Source organism: Ruegeria sp. BHSC029, from assembly GCF_059613085.1.
In genome coordinates, this window is the sequence record NZ_JBXWRU010000006.1 from 231275 (window position 1) to 250948 (window position 19674).

General features: G+C 61.3%; 17 protein-coding genes and 1 tRNA gene. 6 read left to right on the forward strand and 12 right to left on the reverse strand.

Going from position 1 to position 19674, the window contains the following annotated elements:
- Positions 1–39 precede the first annotated feature (39 nt).
- Positions 40–939, forward strand: coding sequence for a DMT family transporter (locus AC2FML_RS16150; RefSeq protein ID WP_496783853.1), 900 nt, complete (start codon positions 40–42; stop codon positions 937–939).
- Here the strand turns inward: AC2FML_RS16150 and uvrC are convergent.
- The 8 genes from uvrC to AC2FML_RS16190 form a co-directional block, all read right to left on the reverse strand.
- Positions 924–2798, reverse strand: coding sequence for an excinuclease ABC subunit UvrC (gene uvrC / locus AC2FML_RS16155; protein ID WP_496783854.1), 1875 nt, complete (start codon positions 2796–2798; stop codon positions 924–926). The genes AC2FML_RS16150 and uvrC overlap by 16 nt on opposite strands.
- A gap of 290 nt (positions 2799–3088) precedes the next feature.
- Entirely contained in the window at positions 3089–3868 is a 780-nt protein-coding gene (locus tag AC2FML_RS16160) for an SDR family oxidoreductase (protein WP_496783855.1), read from the reverse strand.
- A gap of 22 nt (positions 3869–3890) precedes the next feature.
- Positions 3891–4841 (reverse strand): calcium/sodium antiporter, encoded by a 951-nt coding sequence (locus tag AC2FML_RS16165; protein WP_170342350.1) that lies wholly within the window; start codon positions 4839–4841, stop codon positions 3891–3893.
- Positions 4842–5009: 168 nt separating this feature from the next.
- A complete protein-coding gene (locus tag AC2FML_RS16170; protein WP_496783856.1) occupies positions 5010–5807 on the reverse strand; it encodes a S49 family peptidase in 798 nt (265 codons plus the stop codon).
- Between the two features lie 104 nt (positions 5808–5911).
- Complete coding sequence (locus AC2FML_RS16175) at positions 5912–6673, reverse strand: ABC transporter permease (RefSeq protein ID WP_093963579.1); 762 nt, start codon at positions 6671–6673, stop codon at positions 5912–5914.
- Positions 6670–7599, reverse strand: coding sequence for an ABC transporter ATP-binding protein (locus tag AC2FML_RS16180; protein WP_170343068.1), 930 nt, complete (start codon positions 7597–7599; stop codon positions 6670–6672). Before AC2FML_RS16180 ends, AC2FML_RS16175 begins: the two co-directional genes overlap by 4 nt.
- A 91-nt stretch (positions 7600–7690) precedes the next feature.
- Positions 7691–8215: an SRPBCC family protein gene (locus tag AC2FML_RS16185; RefSeq protein ID WP_480697222.1), complete on the reverse strand. Its 525-nt coding sequence runs from the start codon at positions 8213–8215 to the stop codon at positions 7691–7693.
- Between the two features lie 84 nt (positions 8216–8299).
- Complete coding sequence (locus AC2FML_RS16190; RefSeq protein ID WP_496783857.1) at positions 8300–9574, reverse strand: TAXI family TRAP transporter solute-binding subunit; 1275 nt, start codon at positions 9572–9574, stop codon at positions 8300–8302.
- 185 nt (positions 9575–9759) lie between these two features.
- On the opposite strand from AC2FML_RS16190, the gene AC2FML_RS16195 reads away from it, so the two are divergent.
- Entirely contained in the window at positions 9760–10854 is a 1095-nt protein-coding gene (locus AC2FML_RS16195) for a CaiB/BaiF CoA transferase family protein (RefSeq protein ID WP_496783939.1), read from the forward strand.
- A gap of 54 nt (positions 10855–10908) precedes the next feature.
- Here the strand turns inward: AC2FML_RS16195 and hemE are convergent, their stop codons facing one another.
- A complete protein-coding gene (gene hemE, locus AC2FML_RS16200) occupies positions 10909–11943 on the reverse strand; it encodes a uroporphyrinogen decarboxylase (RefSeq protein WP_496783858.1) in 1035 nt (344 codons plus the stop codon).
- Positions 11944–12049: 106 nt separating this feature from the next.
- Between hemE and hemC the strand changes: the two genes are divergently transcribed.
- Positions 12050–13012 carry a hydroxymethylbilane synthase gene (gene hemC, locus AC2FML_RS16205; RefSeq protein ID WP_496783859.1) on the forward strand — a complete coding sequence of 321 codons (963 nt, stop codon included), beginning with the start codon at positions 12050–12052 and terminating at the stop codon, positions 13010–13012.
- A gap of 231 nt (positions 13013–13243) precedes the next feature.
- On the opposite strand, the gene AC2FML_RS16210 is transcribed toward hemC, so the two are convergent.
- Entirely contained in the window at positions 13244–15478 is a 2235-nt protein-coding gene (locus AC2FML_RS16210; RefSeq protein ID WP_496783860.1) for a CHASE2 domain-containing protein, read from the reverse strand.
- Between the two features lie 38 nt (positions 15479–15516).
- Positions 15517–16302, reverse strand: coding sequence for a FecR family protein (locus tag AC2FML_RS16215; RefSeq protein WP_496783861.1), 786 nt, complete (start codon positions 16300–16302; stop codon positions 15517–15519).
- 709 nt (positions 16303–17011) lie between these two features.
- Between AC2FML_RS16215 and AC2FML_RS16220 the strand changes: the two genes are divergently transcribed.
- Positions 17012–17101: transfer RNA gene (locus AC2FML_RS16220), tRNA-Ser, on the forward strand.
- A gap of 372 nt (positions 17102–17473) precedes the next feature.
- Here the strand turns inward: AC2FML_RS16220 and AC2FML_RS16225 are convergent.
- Positions 17474–18679 (reverse strand): recombinase family protein, encoded by a 1206-nt coding sequence (locus AC2FML_RS16225; RefSeq protein ID WP_496783862.1) that lies wholly within the window; start codon positions 18677–18679, stop codon positions 17474–17476.
- Between AC2FML_RS16225 and AC2FML_RS16230 the strand changes: the two genes are divergently transcribed.
- Positions 18629–18970, forward strand: coding sequence for an AAA domain-containing protein (locus AC2FML_RS16230; RefSeq protein WP_496737101.1), 342 nt, complete (start codon positions 18629–18631; stop codon positions 18968–18970). The two genes, AC2FML_RS16225 and AC2FML_RS16230, sit on opposite strands and share 51 nt — an antisense overlap.
- Positions 18971–18976: 6 nt before the next feature.
- Positions 18977–19417 carry a hypothetical protein gene (locus AC2FML_RS16235; protein ID WP_496783863.1) on the forward strand — a complete coding sequence of 147 codons (441 nt, stop codon included), beginning with the start codon at positions 18977–18979 and terminating at the stop codon, positions 19415–19417.
- Positions 19418–19674: the final 257 nt, after the last annotated feature.

The window sequence follows — 19674 nt, forward strand, 5'->3', positions numbered from 1 at the left end:
GGTTGCGCGGGTATCGGCACATCAGGAAAGATCCGCCCCGTGACCTCACATATCAGAACCGATGCGCGCGCCAATCTGATCGGCGGCGCCTGGATGATCGCGGCCATGGCCGGGTTCGCCCTGGAGGACGCGCTGTTGAAAAGTGCCGCCAAGGTGCTGCCCATCTGGCAGGTTCTGGTGCTGTTCGGACTGGGCGGGGCGTTGATTTTCGCCGGGGTCGCGTTGATTCAGGGGCGGCGGTTGCTGCACCCCGATGTCCTATCCAAGCCGATGAAGATCCGAGTGCTGTTCGAAGTCTTCGGCCGCCTGTTCTATGTGCTGGCCATCGCCCTGACGCCGCTGTCCTCGGCCACAGTGATCCTGCAGGCCACGCCGCTGGTCGTGGTGGCGGGTGCCGCGCTGTTTTTCGGGGAAACCGTCGGCTGGCGGCGCTGGAGTGCCATTCTGGTCGGACTGATCGGAGTGGTGATCATCATCCAGCCGACCGGAGACAGTTTCTCGGCCCTGTCCATTCTTGCGGTACTGGGAATGCTGGGCTTTGCCGGCCGCGATCTGGCCAGCCGCGCCGCCCCCGCCACGTTGGGCACCACCGTTCTTGGGTTTTATGGCTTTCTGTCAATTGTCGTCGCCGGTGGACTGTACCGGGCTTTCGAAGGCGCCGCCGCGGTGCCGGTGGACGCCCGAGCCGCCCTGCACCTGACCGGGGCCGTGGTGATGGGCGCGGTGGCCTATTCTTCGCTGATGCTGGCCATGCGGACGGGTGAAGTGTCGGCCGTAACTCCGTTTCGCTATACCCGCCTTCTGTTCGGCATTGGGCTGGGCATGCTGATATTCGACGAGCATCTGGACCAGACCATGTGGCTGGGCAGCGCGCTGATCGTGGCCTCGGGGCTGTACATCCTGTGGCGCGGGCGCCAGCGGCCTCAGCCCTTTTCGTGAAAGAAATCATAGACCTTCTGCGCCAGACCGGCCGAGATCCCGTCCACGGCCTTCAGATCCGCCAGATTGGCACGGCTGACCGCCTTTGCGCTGCCGAAATGCGCCAGCAGGGCGCGTTTGCGGGACGCGCCTACGCCGGGGATTTCATCCAGAGGCGTCGCTCCCATCGCCTTGGCCCGTTTGGCGCGGTGGGTACCGATAGCAAAGCGGTGCGCCTCGTCCCGTAGCCGCTGAATAAAATACAGCACCGGGTCGTTACGCTTCAGGGCAAAGGGGCGCTGGCCGATGCGGTGGAACTCTTCCTTGCCGTGGTCCCGATCGACGCCCTTGGCCACACCGACCATCGGGATGTCCTCGACCCCGTGCGACTGCATGATCTCGTGCACGGCGCTCACCTGCCCCGCGCCCCCGTCGATCAGCAGCAGATCGGGCCACAGGCCCTTGTCGCGGCCGGGGTCCTCTTTCAGCAGGCGGGTGAAGCGTCGGGTCAGCACCTCTTTCATCATGCCGAAATCGTCGCCCGGCGTCAGGTCGTCGCCGCGGATGTTGAACTTGCGATAGGCGTTCTTCATGAACCCCTCGGGCCCGGCCACGATCATCGCGCCAACCGCGTTGGTGCCCTGGATATGCGAGTTGTCATAGACCTCGATCCGGTTCGGCGGCGCGTCCAGATCAAAGGCCTCGGCCAGACCGCGCAGCAGCTTGGCCTGCGTCGCGCTTTCCGACATGCGGCGCGCCAGCGCCTCGCGCGCGTTGCGCAGCGCGCCCGAGACCAGCTCGAGCTTTTCGCCCCGCTGCGGCACCAATATCTCGACCTTGCGGCCGGCCTTTTCCGACAGGGCCTGCTGCATCAGGTCGGCGTTCTCGATCGCGTCCGACAGGATCAGTTGGCGCGGCGGTTCCTTGTTGTCGTAGAACTGGCCCAGAAAGGCCTCCATCACCTCGGCCGGCGAGACGTCGGGGCCGACCCGCGGATAGAAATCGCGGTTGCCCCAGTTCTGGTTGGCGCGGATGAAGAACACCTGAACGCAGGCCTGACCGCTGTCCATGTACAGTCCGATCACATCCGCCTCGGCCACGCCGCGCGGGTTGATGCCCTGCGCCGTCTGCACCTGCGTCAGCGCGCGGATCCGGTCGCGCAGGGCGGCGGCGCGCTCGAACTCCATCGCGTCCGAAACCTCCTGCATCTGCGCGGCCAGTTCCTCTTGGATTCGGGTCGAGCGTCCGGACAGGAACCGCTCGGCGTCGCGCACGCTTTCGGCATAGTCGGCCTGCGAAATCATGCCCACGCACGGCCCCGAGCAGCGCTTGATCTGATAGAGCAGGCAGGGCCGGGTGCGACTGTCGAACATCGAATCCGAGCAGTTGCGCAGCAGAAACGCCTTCTGCAGCTGGTTCAGCGTGCGGTTCACCGCGCCCGCACTGGCGAAGGGGCCGAAATAGGCACCTTTGTCTTTCTTGGCCCCACGATGCTTCTTGATCTGCGGAAATGGATGGTCCTTGGCCACCAGAATGTTGGGAAAGCTTTTGTCGTCGCGCAGCAGCACGTTGTACTTGGGCTTGAGCTGCTTGATCAGGTTCTGCTCCAGCAGCAGCGCCTCGGTCTCGGTCCGAGTGGTCAGGAACATCATCGACGCGGTCGAGGCGATCATCCGCTCGATCCGGCCGGAATGTCCCGGACGGGTGTAGTTCGACACCCGGGCCCGCAGGTTGCGCGCCTTGCCGACATACAGAACCCGGCTGTCCGCATCCAGCATCCGATAGACACCCGGCGAACTGTCCAGCGTCTTCACGTATTTCTGGATGCAGGCATAGCCGGTCGGCTGAGGCTGGGATTGAGGGGCGCTGTCGGCGGTCATGAGAGAGAGATACGATTCTCTGACCGTGGCTGCAATCTTGCGCGCCTCAGATCAAGAGAAAACAAATCCACGATTCTTGTGGATAACTGTGCGGACAACTTTCCCTGCACCGTGATTTTTCCTTGAATCCTTGTGTTTTCACTGCGTTGCACAATAAATAGGCACAAATTCAATGCATTGATTCTAAACGATATTTTTATTCTCGTTTTACAAGTGTATGAAAAAAAAGACATTTTTGTAACGAACCTGTAACAGGATCGAGAGCGGTGCAAAACTTGCAGGGCCAATACCTATTCAAGGCCCACTACATCAGGCGTTTGCCAGCCCAGATGCTGGCCGCCATCAACGCACAAAAGCTGGCCCGTGACCGCATGTGCGTCCAGAAAATACCCAAGGGCCGCGTTGATATCCGACGGGTTTGCACCGCGTTCCAGGACCGTGTTTTCGCGTTGCGTCTTGAAGTGCTGGGGGCTTTGCCGATGTCCCTGCAGGGTTGGACCCGGCCCAATGGCATTGACGCGAATGGCTGGCGTCAGTGCCTGGGCCGCCGTCCGGGTCAATGCCCATAGCCCCATCTTGGCGATGGTGTAGGACATGAACTCAGGCGTCAGTTTGCGCACCCGCATGTCGACCATATTCACGATCAAGCCGGTCGCGACGGGCTCGTCATTCTCATCCATCTCGGGTTCCAGACCCTGGCTTGCCATGGCCTGCGTCAGCACGAAGGGCGCGCGCAGGTTGCTGTCCATGTGGCGATCCCAGCTTTGCCGGGTGGCAGTGCGGATGTTGTCGTATTCGAAGATCGACGCATTGTTGACCAGACAGGTGATCGGACCGCCCAGCGCCTCGGCCGCGCCCGGCAAAAGGGTCTGCACCTGATCCTCGTCCAGCAGATCGGCCTGCAGCGCCACGGCATTGCGGCCCATCGACTGGATCTCGGACACGGTCTCGGCAGCGGCAGCGCTCGAGGTTGCGTGATGCACGGCAACGTCCATGCCACGTTTCGCCAGATACAACGCCATGGCCCGCCCCAGTCGAATGCCGGCGCCGGTCACCAGTGCTCGGGTCATGAAGGGGCTCCTTTCAGTCAGATCAGGCCAACAAGATCACGACGTATGTGACGTAAAGCAGTGTCAAGATGAACCCCCAGACCCGGGTGATGTCTTGCTTGAAGAAAACGAACGGGATCAGCAGCAAGGACGAGCCCAGCATGACCCAAAGATCGAATTGCAGGAATTCGGGATCCACGGGGATGCGCCCGAACAGCGTGGCGATACCGACAATGCCCAGAAGGTTGAACATGTTCGAACCGATGACGTTGCCCAGAGCAACATCGGCCTGCCGGCGCAACGCGGCCATGACGGTGGTCGCCAGTTCGGGAAGCGAGGTTCCGACCGCGACCAGCGTCAACCCGATCACCGTTTCACTGACCCCGTAGGTCCGCGCAATGATGGTCGCGTTGTCGACCAGAAGGTGCGCGCCCATCGGCAGGCCAATCAGCCCCAGCACCAGATACAGCGACACCTTCCAGTACGGCATGTCCGGGTCGGCCTCTTCCAGCGTTTCCAGGTCCTGCTCTTCCGAGCAGGAGTTGCGATGCGCGTGCGCTTCTCGGAAGGCGTTGAGCAGGATCAGAGCCAATCCCGCCAGCAGGATTGCCCCGCTGAACAGGTTGAATTCCCCGCAAAAGGCCAAACCGATGAACAGAACCGAGGCCAGCAACATGAAGATGTAGTTTCTGCGCGTGTTGCATTCGCTGCTGTGGATCGTGGCCAGCAAGGCCGGCAAACCCAAGACCAGCAGGATGTTGGCCGTGTTCGAACCGACGACATTGCCCAACGCGATACCGGGCGCATTTTCCTCGATGGCCTTGATGGCAATCAGAAGCTCAGGCGCCGAGGTACCGAAGGCCACGATCGTCAGGCTGACGATTAGGGCGGGAACACCCAGACGCAGGCTGAGATTCACCGCACCCCTCACCAGCGCGTCACCGGCCAACAGCAGGATCAACAAGCCAAGACCGGAAAGCAGCCAGGCCGTCATCGACGCCCTCCTTGCTCACATTTGCAGGGGCCCTTGCCGATCCGGAATCGACCGCAGCGCGGACATTTCGCGGAGTTCAATCGCTGTTGGCCGGGAAAGCGCAGCTTTCCGAACATCGCCAGGACCCCCATGGCAACCAGAAACAGAATGACGACCTTGACGATCACGTCACATACCAAAGCGCGCGTAGGCCGCGCGCTCCTCGAGCAGGGAAATGGCGTCCTGTGCCATGTCCGTTCCGAAACGCGACCAGATCGGTCGGCGCAACCCGTAGCGCCGGAATTTGACCTTGTCGCCAAACACTTCCTGCATCCTTGGCTTCAGATGCGCGATGCCGTCGATCAGCCCAAGTTCATGCGCACGCCGCGCCAGCCAGATTTCACCGGTAAACAGATCGGCGGCCTCGTCCAAGCGACTGCCGCGCCGAGCTTTCACATAGGCAATGAAATTCTGGTGGATGTCCTCCAAAAGCCCCTTGAGACGCGTGACATCCTCTTCTTTCTCCGGAGAGAACGGGTCCAGCATCGATTTGGATTTCCCGGCGGTGTGCACGCGCCGCTCGATCCCCTGACGGGCCAGAAAAACATGGGCTCCGAACCCCGAGGAGATGACCCCGATCGACCCCAGAACCGAGCTGTCATCCGCCCAGATCTCGTCCGCCGAAGCCGCAAGCCAATAACCACCCGAGGCCGCCACGTCCTCGACAAAGGCATGGACTGGCACCTTGAACTCGTCGGCCAACCGTCGGATCCGCGCACCGATCAGCGAGCTTTGCACCGGCGATCCGCCCGGCGAATTGATCTCGAGCGCGACGGCGGCAGGTTTTCCCTTGCGGAAGGCTTTTTCCAGAACCGGTGCCAAAGAGGCATCGTTCAGCGAGGCTCGGCCAGCCATTCCAATGGCTCCGGACAGGCGAACGACAGCCACGGTTGGCTGCTTGTTGAGAAACGGCAGGCTGAGTTTCATGGGTGCCGATGTAGAGTGCGCCCGCCCCTTAAACAAGGGACCCCACCTGCCATGAACGTGACGTGAACCAAAATCCTGTTCAGCCACGGCAAAAATGCAACGCCCTAGCTGCGGATGCGCCACCCGGTTTTGAAGATCCAACCGATGACCGCCAGGCAGAAGCCGGTAAAGGCCAGGATCGCCAGAAGGCTAAGCAGAATGGGCACGTCCGAAAGCCCGTAAAACGACCAGCGAAAGCCCGAGATCAAATAGACCACCGGGTTGAACAACGAGATCGTCTGCCACACCGGCGGCAGCATCGAAATCGAGTAGAACGTGCCGCCCAGAAAGATCAGAGGCGTCACAACCAGCTGCGGTACCAACGACATCTGTTCGAAATTGCTGGCCCAGATCCCGATGATGAAGCCCAGCAGGGAAAAGCTGAGGCAGGACAGGATCAGAAAGGCGGCCATCGCGAAGGGGTGCTCGATGCGGATGTCCACGAAGAACGTGGCGGTGGTCAGGATCACCAATCCCACGAACAACGCCTTGGTCGCGGCGGCGCCCACATAGCCGATCACGATCTCGATGAAATTCACCGGAGCCGAGAGCAGTTCGTAGATCGTGCCCAGGAACTTGGGGAAATAGATGCCAAAGGACGCGTTCGAGATCGACAGCATCACCACCGACAGCATGATCAGCCCCGGCACGATGAAGGCGCCGTAGGAGACGCCCTCGACCTCCTGGATGCGACTGCCGATGGCAGTGCCAAACACCACGAAGTACAGCGAGGTCGACAGAACCGGTGACAGAAAGCTCTGCGCGAGGGTGCGGAAGAACCGGGCCATTTCGAACCGGTAGATGGCGGCGATGGCGGACCAGTTCATGCGGCATCTCCGGACACGAGGTTGACGAAAATCTCTTCCAGGCTCGATTGCCGGGTCTGAACGTCACGCAACACCAGCCCCGCCTCGGCCACGTCATTCAGCAAAGTGGTGATGCCAGTGCGATCGGCATTGGTGTCGTAGGTATAGATCAGCGCATCGCCCTGCCCGTTCAGCACCAGATTGTGGTGGGCCAGACTGCCGGGAATGTCCGAGATCGTGCGGGTCAGCATGACCTCGATCTGCTTCTTGCCCATCTGCGCCATCAAGGTGTTTTTGTCCTGCACCAGCATCAGTTCGCCCTTGTCGATCACACCAATCCGGTCGGCGATGGCTTCGGCCTCTTCGATGTAGTGGGTGGTCAGAATGATGGTGACACCGGCAGCCTTCAACTCGTCGACGATGGCCCACATGTCCTTGCGCAGTTCGACATCCACACCGGCGGTGGGTTCATCCAGAAACAGCACCCGCGGCTCGTGCGCCAGCGCCTTGGCGATCAGCACCCGCCGCTTCATGCCGCCCGACAGTTCCTTGATCGCGTTCTTGCGCTTGTCCCACAGCGACAGCTTGCGCAGGATCTCTTCGATCCGGGCACTGTCCTGCCCATAGCCGAACAGACCGCGCGAAAACCGTACGGTGTTCCAGACCTTCTCGAACGGCTCCAGCGCAATTTCCTGCGGCACGAGGCCGATCATGCGCCGGGCTGCACGAAAGTCCGTGAGGATGTCGTGCCCCCCTACTGTGACGGTCCCAGACGTGGGCGTGGTAATCCCGCAAACCGTCGAGATCAGGGTTGTCTTTCCCGCCCCGTTCGGGCCGAGCAGGGCCAGGATCTCGCCCTCTTCGATGTCCAGCGATACGCCTTTCAGCGCTTCGAACCCGCCGGCATAGGTTTTGCGCAGATCCTTGATCGAAAGAATTGTCGTCATGCGTTTTCCCAGTTCTGGCCGGGACAGTATCGCGCCAGAGGATTGCCGAACAGACCAAATTCGCACAGTCCTCTGCGCACAAACGCAGGTTTCACTCGCGCCCGGTCAGGCGACCCAGCCAGCCTTTCTTTTCCCCCTCGGAGGTGTCTTTGCCGGCCTCTTCCGGCGCTGCAGGGCCTTCGAAATGCTGCTGAAGGTTCGAGAAGAACTGGTCAGCCATCTTTTTGGCAAAGCCGTCGATCAAACGGCTGCCTAGCTGCGCCAGCTTTCCGCCAACCTTGGCATCCACGTCATAGGCCAGAACCGTTCCACCGCTGTCACTGGCGCTGAACGTGACACTGGCGCTGCCCTTTGCAAAACCCGCGGCCCCGCCTTTGCCCTCACCGGCGATGGTCAGGCTTTGACCCTCAACCATGTCGGACATCGTGACGGTGCCTTTGAACGTGGCCTTTACCGGCCCGACCTTCTGCACCACGGTCGCCTCGTAACCGTCCGTCGGATTGCCCGAAACCTCTTGCGCACCGGGCACGCAGGCTTTCAGCACCTCGGGGTCCAGCAGGGCCGCATAGACATCGGACGGCGCCGCCTGAATTTCACGCGTGTCACTCATTTGCATGGGAGCACCCCCTTTCTTGAAATGTCTGATATTCGACCAAAGACCTATCCACGAACTGCCGTTGCGGCAACCGTGTTCCACACATTACCCGCCGCCCCCGGAATCCTGAGCCCGCATGTCGGCAATCCGTTTCTGCACCAGTTCCAGATGCAGACGGGCATCATACTGCCCTTGCCTGTAGGCCGCTGGCAGCCGTAGGTCCGCCAGCTTTTCGTCCAGCACCTGCAATTGGCCTTGCATCCGCACGAGGTCTTCCGCGGAAGGGTTGTCGGCCAGGTCCTGTTCGATCAGACGAATTTCCGGGTAGTGCTGCCAGACACGCCATCGTTGGAAATAGGCGTAGATGCGCGGCAACAACCGGACCAGCGGAAGGACGATGAAAAAGAACGGCAGGAACAAAAGGAAAACCCGATTGACCTGCGCCGCCACCCAATAAGGCAACCAATCATGCCAGGTGGATGGCCCTTCAAGTATCAGCTGCCGTGCGGTGTTGTTGAGGGGCAATGCGGTCCCTTCGATCCCCGGAAAGGCCCCGGGGTCATTAATGATGCCCTGAGCCTCGTGCAGGGCGATCGCCGCCATCGTCAGTCGATTGACCAACGCCGGATGCAGTCCCGGCCGCACGACCAGCCGCGCCTCGAGAGCGATCAGATCTACCGGGCGCGGCGGCAGAACCGGGTTCAGCGACATGCCTCCGGTCGGTACGGTCACCACGGTGGCATAGGACAAACGACGCGAAATCGCCTCGACATGTTCAAGGTTCAGCACCTTCAGTCCAGGCACCTCGTACGCGGCCAGCAGGTAGGGAGCTTCGATCGGGGCGACAAAAACGGCGATGTCCAACGTTCCGTCCAACAAGGCGTCGGCCGCCTGGTCATAGGGCAGTGCAACATGCACGTTATCCTCTTGGGCCAGCCCGACAGCGCGTTCGAAGTCGCGGAATGCGTCCGCGGTGCCGGACCCGGGTGCACCGCTGTTGACGCTCAACCCACGCCACAGCGCGGGATTGGGCGGAATCCAGGCATCCTCGCGCGCCATGAAAATCATCGGCTCGAAAAACACGGTCCCGATGGCCTGCGCCCGATCCGGGTCAACTTCGATGCCGCCCTGCAAGAAGGCCACATCCACAGCCCCGTCTTCCAGGAGACGCGCATTTTCGACAGACCCTGCGGTTTCGACGATCTCGAGCCGAATGTCATCCTCAGCAAGGATATCGGAGTAGTCCTGCGCCACTTCGATATAGGCACCACCCGCCGGTCCGGCTGCCATGCGCAGGTCGCCGGGCGGGTGCAGCAGAAGGATGATTGCCACCAGAACCGCCAAGACCATGGCGGCACTGATCGTGATCCAAAGACGCATCCTACCCCTCGCTGATCCACCCCGGACAGCACGCTACGCCGCTGGCCCCAAGCTGGCAAGTATTCCGATGTGTTTGTTGGTTTTTCCCGTTCCGGATCAGACCGATGCCAGACGCCGCGTCGCCGCCGGTCGGTCTTGCATTCCTGCTGGGTCCCGGCCAGCATCGCCGCGAGGGAGTGCTGCTCATGCTGAACGGAATCCGTGTTGTCGAAATCGAGGGTCTCGGCCCCGGCCCGTTCGCCGCCATGATGCTGGCGGATCTGGGGGCCGATGTCGTGACCATCCACCGCAAGGGGGGCGCCGTCACACCCGGCATGCCGGACCGATCCGTGCTGGACCGGGGCAAGCGCTCGATCGCGCTCGACCTCAAGGACCCCGACGACCTCGAAACCGCCCGGCGCCTGATCGAAACCGCCGATGCGTTGATTGAAGGCTTCCGCCCTGGCGTGATGGAGAAGCTGGGTCTGGGGCCCGAAGCCTGCCACGCCCTGAACCCGGCGCTGGTCTATGGCCGCATGACCGGCTGGGGCCAGGACAGCCCGCTTGCCGACACCGCAGGACATGATCTGAACTACATCGCGCTGTCGGGGGCACTCTGGTACGGCTCACCACCGGGCGCCGAGCCGATGACCCCGGCCACGCTGGTCGGCGATATCGGCGGGGGCGCGATGTATCTGGTCACCGGCATACTGGCCGGGCTGCTGAACGCGCGCACAACGGGCACAGGCACGGTGGTCGACGCCGCCATCTACGACGGGTCCGCGCATATGATGAACCTGCTGATGAGCCTGCGCCAGACCGGCAACCTGTCCGACACGCGCGGCCAGAGCCTGCTGGACGGCCCGCATTGGAGCCGTACCTACGCCTGCGCGGATGGCGGCTTTGTTTCGGTCCAATGTCTCGAGCCGAAATTCTACGCCCAATTCCTGGAAATCCTGGGCCTGTCCCAAGACTCGGCGTTCCAGCGACAATACAACAGCACGCACTGGCCAGACCTGACCCGGCGCCTGGCGGAAATCTTCGCAACCAAACCGCGCGACCATTGGGCCAAACTGTTCGAAGGCTCAGACGCCTGCGTCGCCCCGGTGCTCAGCCCCGACGAGGCCGCAACCCATCCGATGAACACCGCCCGCCAAACCTGGCGAGAAACAGACGGCACCCTGCAGGCCGCCGCCGCCCCGCGCTTCTCCACCCACCAATGGCAGCCGAAACCCAGCCCGGCCCGCGGCCAACACACGACCGAAATTCTGAACGAACTTCAGGCTCTCAAAAAGACCTGACACATCCTTCATCTAGCCAACGGCCAAGAGGGGGCTGGCCCCCTCCCACGCCGCCTATCCGCCGCGCACCGTGTCGATCATCAGCTGCACATTCTCCGGGTCGGCATCCGGTGTGATCCCGTGTCCCAGATTGAAAATATGCGGCCCGTTGGAAAAGGCACGCAGGATGCGGCGGGTCTCATCCACCAGGGCCTGCCCGCCGGTCACCATGTGAGACGAGGCCAGGTTGCCTTGCACGCAGCCATCCACCTGCACATGTTCGGCCGCCCATTCCGGCGCAACCGAGTTGTCCAGCGCCACGCAATCGACACCGGTGGCCTTCGCGAAGCCGACATAGCCCTCGCCCGCCTCACGCGGGAAACCGATGACCGGAATGCCCGGATGGCGTTCCTTGAGCGCCTGGGTGATGATCCGGCACGGCTGGACCGCGTATTTGGTGAAAGCCTCGCCTTTCAGCGACCCGGCCCAGCTGTCGAAAATCTTGACCACCTCGGCCCCCGCTTCGATCTGAGCCGACAGATATTCGATCGTGGCCGCAGTGATCCGGTCCAGCAACGCCTCGAACAGCGCGGTGTTTTCCTCGCGCAGGGCGTGTGCAGGACCCTGATCAGGGGTGCCACGCCCGGCGATCATATAGGTCGCAACGGTCCACGGAGCGCCGGCAAAGCCGATCAGGGTCGTTTCGGACGGCAGCTCGCGCGACAGGATGCGCACGGTTTCATAGACGGGCGACAAGGTCTCGTGAATCGTATCAACCGGCTTCAACGCATCGAAATCCGGTTGCTGCGTGATCGTCGACAGGCGCGGCCCTTCGCCGGTGACGAACCAAAGGTCGGCGCCCAGCGCCTGCGGCACCAGCAGGATGTCGGCAAACAGGATCGCGGCATCGAACCCATAGCGGCGGATCGGCTGCAGCGTCACCTCGGCCGCCAGATCGGGGGTGTAGCACAGCGACAGGAAATCGCCCGCCTGTTCCCGCGTCGCGCGGTATTCCGGCAGATAGCGTCCGGCCTGTCGCATCATCCAGATCGGCGGCGTGTCCAGTACCTCGCCCGCCAGCGCCCGCAGCAGTTTCTTGTTCTCGGCCATGTCAGCCCCCACTATTCCGGTTTGCGCAACGGGTCCGCCTTCAGCGGCAAAATGTCAAGCGTGGCCCCCATTGTCAGGGCAATGTGACGCGACTAAAGCTGTGCCCATGACTTTGACCCTGCCCACCCCCGCATCGCCGCTGAAGATCGGCACCCGTGGTTCGCCGCTGGCGCTGGCCCAGGCCCATGAAACCCGTCAGCGGCTGTGCGATGCCTTCGATCTGCCGGAACAGGCGTTCGAGATCGTGGTGATCAAGACCACCGGCGACAACCGCGCCATGATCGACGCGGACCGCCCGTTGAAAGAGATCGGCAACAAGGGCCTGTTCACCAAGGAAATCGAAGAGGCGATGCTGGGCGGGGACATCGACATCGCCGTGCACTCGACCAAGGACATGCCCGTCGAACAGCCGCAGGGGCTGGTGCTGGACACGTTCCTGCCGCGCGAGGACGTGCGCGATGCCTTCATCTCGCCCCGCCTCAACTCGATCCATGACCTGCCCGAAGGCGCGGTCGTCGGCACTTCGTCGCTGCGGCGGCGGGCACAATTGCTGCACCGCCGGCCCGATCTGAACGTGGTCGAGTTCCGGGGCAACGTGCAGACCCGGCTGAAGAAGCTGGCTGATGGTGTGGCCGAATGCACGTTCCTGGCCATGGCCGGCCTCCGCCGTCTGAACATGCAGGACGTACCTGCCACCGCGATCTCGCCCGACGACATGCTGCCGGCTATCGCGCAGGGTACGATCGGCATCGAACGCCGCGCGGACGACCACCGGGCCGCCGAGATGCTGGAAGCCATTCATCACTCTGAAACGGCCTGTCGCTTGGCGGCCGAGCGCTCGTTGCTGGCCGCGCTGGACGGGTCCTGCGAAACTCCGATTGCCGGTCTGGCCGAACTTGCCGATGGGCAGTTGCGCCTACGCGGCGAGGTCCTGCGCCCGGATGGATCGGATGCCATCACCGAAAGCCAGACCGGTTCGACGGAGGACGCAGCGGAAATGGGCCGGGCCGTGGCGGCAGAACTGCTGCACCGTGCCGGGCCCGGATTCTTCGAGTGGAGAAATTTGTAAAAAGTTTCTGCGAATGTGAACTGCTTCACTGTCGCCCCGGTTGAAATCGGGCATCAATGTGTCATCCCGATTGGGAATGTGGATCAGTCTCGAATGTATCGAAGTTTTAGTTCGTGATTTTGTAGATAGTATTCGAGGGGGCGAGACTGAGAACCCTGTCCGATCGAAACGGGCCGTGCCTTTTAAAAAGGCACGGCCCGTTTTGACTCTGCGGCCCGTAACGGGTCCCTGTCATCCGGGAAACCGGTGCACGTTGCCATGATGACTGAACATCGCCTGGCCCGAGCGGATGTCGAACCGGAAATCAGCCGACCGTCCCGGCAAGGCCGCATAGAACGCGCGCAGGCCCGGTTCGACCAAGCCTGCTTGGGCGCTGCAGGCTTCGCTCAAGCGCTGTATTTCGTCGTGAGCCCGCCGTGCACGTATCGCAATGATCAGATCCTGATGCATCTCCTGCAGCTTCCGGAAATCCGCGCTATGGGCCAACACGCTGTCACCGACCAAAGCAAATAACGGCTCCAGTTCGGTCTTGCCTTTCAGATGAACAAGCCCGGCTTCGAGCATCGCGAGATCGGCGCCAGCGGCCTGTGAGACTGAGCTTGAGATCAGGATGTCATATTCGACCTGGCGGCAACTCTGCTCGATTCGAGCGGCGACGTTGACCACATCTCCGATCACCGTGTAGTTGAATCGCCGCCGCGAGCCAATGTTGCCGACGCAGGCCATTCCCGTGGCACATCCTGTCGCCAATGCGATCGGAGGATGCCCGCGCATCGTGTCCGAAGCATTGAACTCGGCCAGAGCTCGCCGCATCTGCAACGCAGCCTGTGCCGCCAGAAGCGGGTGCCGCTCCACCGGAACCGGCGCGTTCCAGAACGCCATGACCGCATCCCCGATGAATTTGTCGATGGTGCCTTTTTCGTGCAGGATCCGGTCTCCGATGACCGAGAACAGTTCATTGAGCAGCGCGACCAGATCCGTGGCCGACACCCGCTCGGACAACGGTGTAAACCCGCGAATGTCCGAGAACATGACCGTGATTTCCTGCGTTTCACCGCCCAGTTGCAGTTGGTGTCCGGTTGCATCCATCTCGTCCAGGATCTCGGGCGCGACATAGTGCGAGAAGATCCGCCGGATCACCCGCTTTTCCCGCTCGGTCGATATGAACAGATAACCGGACAACAGCCCGAAATTGGCCATCCCGCCGGCAAGCGGGAAGGTTGCATCGAACAGTACGGACTGGTTCTGAAACGCCAACCAACTGACCCCGACAACCACGGCCGCCGCGATGCCGCCGGCCATGAACGAGGCAACGGCCCCGAAACTGGACATGACGACCGTGACGACGACTCCAAGGATGATGAAAGCCAGAAGCTCGAGGGCGGCGGTGACATCCGACCGGGTCAGCATGTCGCCCAGCAGCGCCTGCTCGATGACTTGGGCGTGGATGGAGACGCCGGGAACGGACTCTCCCAACGCAGTCTGATGCATGTCGAACAGACCTGACGCCGACGTTCCGATCAATACGATCCGACCTTCGATCTGGCTGCGCAGAACCGGATCATCTGCGGATAGCAGTATGTCATTGGCCGACAGGTAGAGCCTGGGATCATCCGGTCTGTACCTGACCCAGACCTCTCCGTTTTCCGTTGTGGGCAGGACCAGACCCGCCAATTCGACCGACAGCACGATGCCGGCCTCGCCCTGAGCCCCTTCGATGAAGATCACCGGCTCGCCCGTCGCGACCCTCAGAGCCTCCAGCCCAAGTCCGGGCAGAACACCGCTTGGCCCCTGCCACAACACCGGAACCCGACGCACCACGCCCGTGCCGCCCAAAGGTGAAACATTCACACCGCCGATCCCGGTTGCATCCCGGTCCAGCGGTGGCGCCAGCGGAGTCCAGTGGGGCACGGACACCAGCCCGGCGGCCGGGTTTTCGCCGATCTCCACGATCCCGGCCTTCGGGGCAATGTCCTGATCCCCTCCGGTCAACCGCGCCGCCACACCCATCACGACGGGCCAGTTCGAAACCTCGGACCCGAACAAGATGTCATTGTCCAGTTGGGCGGCCTCCTCTTTGGCGCTGAGAATGTCAGCCAGGGCCGGATCACTCAGCAGCCGCGACGGTGAGTACCGATCGGGCTCGGCGAACAACATGTCAAAGGCAATTGAAGCGGCGCCATACTCGCCCAAACGCTCGACCATCTGCGTCAACAGGGTCCGGGGCCAAGGCCATTGGCCCCAATTCTCGAGCGACGTTTCGTCGATATCGACGACCCGGACCGGCAAATCGGGATCGAAGGTGCGCGGGGACAACCGCTGCAACACGTCGAAATAGATCAGCCGGGACATGCGGACCGGATAAGGGTCCAGTACCCGCAGCAGACACCCAAACAGGATCAGCCCCAGGCCCACCAGCCGAAAAGCACGGCGCCGTCCAGCTTTCTCGTGCTGCCTGACGCTCACGTCAACCTCTGCTCGCCGGCAACGACATGGACAACGCTCTAGCCATCGCCGCCGGACCCAAAGACACCGCCGCCAGTATCCCGCCGATCATCGATAGATTCGGGCCGATCGCCCGACCTGTCGAACTGCCCGACCGGATCCGGTTGTTCGGGCGGCGCGGCAACCGCTGCCTTGACCTGCCTCTGCGGCGGAGCGGACCGGCGCGGTTCGGGCGCGTCCGATTTTGCGCGCGGCGCAGGTTGGGATTCACCCGAGCACCCTTCGACATCCACCTGCAAAGGCGGCTTGAGGTCTTTCTGCGACTGAATGAAAGGAAAACCGCTGACCACGGCCTTGTCATACATCGCCTGATCGACCGGGCGCCCGACCGCACCACGCTGGCTGGTTGCATACAAGCTGCAAATCCGACCCGTTGATCGGCAAGAGCCGCCGAGGCCACACATCTGAACCGTGCCGTGCAGCACGAGCATCGCGCTTTGGTTTCCCGGCGCGATCCACATGTCAAATACCGTGCCCCGCACCGCCATGGTGGCCGTCGGCGTCTTGATGGAGTAGGCGCCTTTCCTGCTTTTGCCCGAGATGAACCGGAAGCTTCCACCCAGCGCCTCGACAGCAAAGCTTTTAGCCTTGCGGTTGCCGCGCAACATCTTCACGTCCAGAACCATCCGCGCATTGGGACCAACCGCGATCTTCGTGTCATCCACAAAGACAAGCTGAACCACGCCATTCGCATCCGTGACGATCGAGTCGCCGGACAACACCTCCATCCCATTACGCAGGGGCAGCGTTTTGCCGCCACGGGTCACGTCCGCCCCCTGTTTCACGCTGATTACGGTTCCGATATTTCCCCAACTGAGGGCAGGAACGCAAAGAACGAAAAAACCAACCAGAACAATCTTCAACCAAGCCAAAATGCCAGCCCTTCCCCCAAAGGTTACTGTAGAGCGCGGATGCGCTCACTGCCCGGCCAGCCTCTGAAACTGTTTTTTTGGATCAATCAAAATGACTAAAATCTTAGCAAATATGCATCCATTGGCATGTAATTGGCAAGTTTTCTGTTCTTATGCCTGTTCAGCGGAGAAGCTGAGCCGCCGAGTTCAGTCAAAAGAAACGGCCGTTTCTGCAACTCAAATCACCTGGCACTGGTGATCCAGCAGAGCGCGTTCCAACGCCAAAGGCAGGCAACCTCTCCAATTGGTTCAGCCGTTTGCGACACCCATCATTTTGCAGATGCAGTTCCCTACCGCACCTGGCTCGCCCAAATTTTTGTGTCCGATTGCGTACTCTGGCCGCGCGTACATTCTAAGGCCAACCGACGTTGGTTCAGCGAAACCAAATCGAAGCAGAACGCGAATCCACGCATGGTTCTTGAAAATCCAACAGCAAGACATAGCGACCACGCCTTTGCCCAAGCGGGTGCAGACCCAAGCGATTCCAAGCGTTTTCAAGGGCTTCGCCCAATCCGGCAAAAATTTCCGGTGGTGCAGGAATTGGCCTTGTATTTCCGTCGCTTGCACGGCTATACCCGTCGGCGGAGACGTGGCCGAGTGGTCGAAGGCGCTCCCCTGCTAAGGGAGTAGGCGGGAAACCGTCTCGAGGGTTCGAATCCCTTCGTCTCCGCCACCCACCCCTATCTCTGTCAGCGCAGTCCTTCTTTCCCTGTTTTCTCCCGTTTTTCCGGGCGCTTGGGCTATGCCGTCTGCCGGAGAGACAACCATAGTCCCGTGAACTGCCGGGACTTCTGCGTTGTGTCTCCGGAGGCACCATCACGCGCTTCGGTTAGCGCCAAAATTCCCTGCTAACAGGGAAAATACAGGGAAATACTTCAAATTTGGGCCTTTTGGCTGATTTTGGCCCCTGAATCATCACGTGTTATCAGTGCGTTGCGCAAGATTTCCCTACGCAAAACAACAGGGAACATTTTCGCGATTATCAGGGAACTTTTCAGCGGGAACAGGGAACATCACACCCAGATCAGGGACGTCGCAATCCGGCCTAGAAACCGTAGAACCTGGCCTGGGCGTCCCAGTCGAGTGGCACCGGTTTTCGGATGATCCGTTCGAGGGTCAGGTCCGTCGGTTGACGCCCGTCGAGGATCGCTCTCTGGATTTCGGGCGACAAGAACGCCAGCTGCGACCGGGTGCGAATGTAAGATTCTGTATGACCCGTCGCCGCGGCGATCTCACCAAGGGGCCTGCCGTTGCGCAAGTCGGCTGCCCAGTCATGCGCGCGGGACAGAGCGCGAAGCAGCGTACGATCTGGTTGGGGTTCACGGTCGCCGATGACAATCTTTCCTTCGACACCGCGTCGACGCAGTTCGAAGGGAGCCTCGACCGTCCCAACCGCAGGGTCCATCTCATTGGGCTGGATTCCGAACGCTTCGGCCAGTCCATCCGCATTCAGTTGCAGGACAACGCTGTGCTTCGTGATCTGCCCATCGTCCAAGATTTTCTGCAGAAGATTCGGCCCGCCCTCCAAGAGTCGACTGGTGAATCGTAGTGCTCTTGCCTGGATTGCATCGTTGCGCTGCAGATCGGGTCTTGCGCAAATCTGGTGGCGGCGTGCGACCTCGCCGATGTGCCTTGCTATGGCGTTTGCCACAGCCTGCTCCAGTGCCGGAGCGGGCAATCGCCAGCCTTGGGGATCCGTCCCTCCTGAGATCAATCGGTTCGAGACGTAGTATCGGACCTGCCGTCCATGACGCTGGGTGTGCGTCGGGGTAAGCCGGTCGCCGGTGTCATCGCGCAGCTTGCCCGTCAGCGGAGCGACGCGGGTCGCACCGTGACGGTCTCCACTTTTCTTCCGCCCCCGTGGCCGTGCACTGGCAGCCGACAGCTTTTCCTGAACCCGGTCCCAAACCGCCTCGCAGACAATCAGCTCATGCTGCCCATCCCAGACCCGGGTCTTGTGGCGGATCTTGCCGATGTAGATCGGGTTGCGCAGAGCCGCATAAATCTGGCCGCGTGAGAACGGATTGCCGCCCTGGACCCTCCCGGATTTGAAGCGGTGCTGCTTCGAGCGTAGCCCGATTTCATTTGCCCGGCGCATGACAGCGTTCAGGCAGCCGAGGTCATCGTAAAGCGCGAAGATCGTCCGAACGGTCTCTGCCTCAACTGCATTGATGACGAGGCCGCGGGTTTTGGGATCTGGATGCGGATCGTACCCGAGCGGCGGCACAACGCGCAGGTCTTTGAGATTCAACAGCGGTTACCTAGTGCGCGCGTCGGTACTGTTGACAAGTTCCAGGGGCAAGAGGCGCCGATAGCAATCTATTCGATGGCCACCTCGAGCCATGCAGACGCGCCGCGCGGCATGGAATTCCTGTACAGTGCAAACCGGTTCAACGTGGCGATCTCGCGAGCCAAGTGCGTTGCGGTCCTGGTGGCCTCGCCTAGAGTGTTCGAGGCGGAGTGCCGGACGCCGCGGCAGATGCAGCTTGCGAATGCATTCTGCAGATACCTCGAGTTATCTGAGAGCGTCAGAACAAGATAGGGATCAATGGAACAAATCCTTAGAGAACTTCTGGATCGCTTTGTTGAAATTCATGGTGTTCAGGATCTTAACCTGCCGCCTCTCCAATTGGAGTTTGAGGACGGCCCTCATAAAAGACCCACGCCACTGCAGAACGCGCGAGGAGTTTACCTGTTCTTTCGCGATCAGGAGTGGCTTCGAATTGGGCAGACAGGTTATTCGCCGAGATTTACAAGCCAACACTATGGTACGCGGCGCGCGGGTAGCACTTTCGCCAAGGATATCTGGGTCAACCGGCTTGAATTCGGCTTCAATGGCGCCGAGCAAGACATAGGTGACTGGATACTCGATAATTTTGGCCGCGCAAATGTCCGGCTCCCAGGAGAAGAGAGCGATGCCTTGAGCCGAATGCTTGAAGCTTTTCTGCATATGCACCTGAAACCTCGGTTCGAAGGGCGCCGTGCATGATGGACTGTTCCGAGTGGCGGCTCATTGCAAGCGTGATCAAGAAGGGTTCGCTTCCGCTGGAGGCCGCGCCGTGCACGGCGCATCGCCGAGCTAGGCGCGCGACAATCAGCTCCGAGCCCAGCAGTCCTTTGGCCTTGCCCTTAAAAAGGCGTCGTTTCAGTATATTGGTCGAGCATCCAAGGCAAAACGAAGCCTGTGCTGGTTGCCGTGCGAAGTCAGGCCACCCAAGGCCTGGCACAGGAGCTGATTGAGGTAGA

What these genes read in the sequence shown, in the direction of transcription:
- AC2FML_RS16235 (WP_496783863.1), top strand. Translation starts at nt 18,977, where the DNA reads ATGGAACAAATCCTTAGAGAACTTCTGGATCGCTTTGTTGAAATTCAT.
- AC2FML_RS16175 (WP_093963579.1), bottom strand. Translation starts at nt 6,673, where the DNA reads ATGAACTGGTCCGCCATCGCCGCCATCTACCGGTTCGAAATGGCCCGG.
- hemC (WP_496783859.1), top strand. Translation starts at nt 12,050, where the DNA reads ATGACTTTGACCCTGCCCACCCCCGCATCGCCGCTGAAGATCGGCACC.
- AC2FML_RS16180 (WP_170343068.1), bottom strand. Translation starts at nt 7,599, where the DNA reads ATGACGACAATTCTTTCGATCAAGGATCTGCGCAAAACCTATGCCGGC.
- AC2FML_RS16195 (WP_496783939.1), top strand. Translation starts at nt 9,760, where the DNA reads ATGCTGAACGGAATCCGTGTTGTCGAAATCGAGGGTCTCGGCCCCGGC.
- AC2FML_RS16190 (WP_496783857.1), bottom strand. Translation starts at nt 9,574, where the DNA reads ATGCGTCTTTGGATCACGATCAGTGCCGCCATGGTCTTGGCGGTTCTG.
- AC2FML_RS16170 (WP_496783856.1), bottom strand. Translation starts at nt 5,807, where the DNA reads ATGAAACTCAGCCTGCCGTTTCTCAACAAGCAGCCAACCGTGGCTGTC.
- hemE (WP_496783858.1), bottom strand. Translation starts at nt 11,943, where the DNA reads ATGGCCGAGAACAAGAAACTGCTGCGGGCGCTGGCGGGCGAGGTACTG.
- AC2FML_RS16160 (WP_496783855.1), bottom strand. Translation starts at nt 3,868, where the DNA reads ATGACCCGAGCACTGGTGACCGGCGCCGGCATTCGACTGGGGCGGGCC.
- AC2FML_RS16185 (WP_480697222.1), bottom strand. Translation starts at nt 8,215, where the DNA reads ATGCAAATGAGTGACACGCGTGAAATTCAGGCGGCGCCGTCCGATGTC.
- AC2FML_RS16165 (WP_170342350.1), bottom strand. Translation starts at nt 4,841, where the DNA reads ATGACGGCCTGGCTGCTTTCCGGTCTTGGCTTGTTGATCCTGCTGTTG.
- AC2FML_RS16230 (WP_496737101.1), top strand. Translation starts at nt 18,629, where the DNA reads ATGCGGATCGTACCCGAGCGGCGGCACAACGCGCAGGTCTTTGAGATT.
- uvrC (WP_496783854.1), bottom strand. Translation starts at nt 2,798, where the DNA reads ATGACCGCCGACAGCGCCCCTCAATCCCAGCCTCAGCCGACCGGCTAT.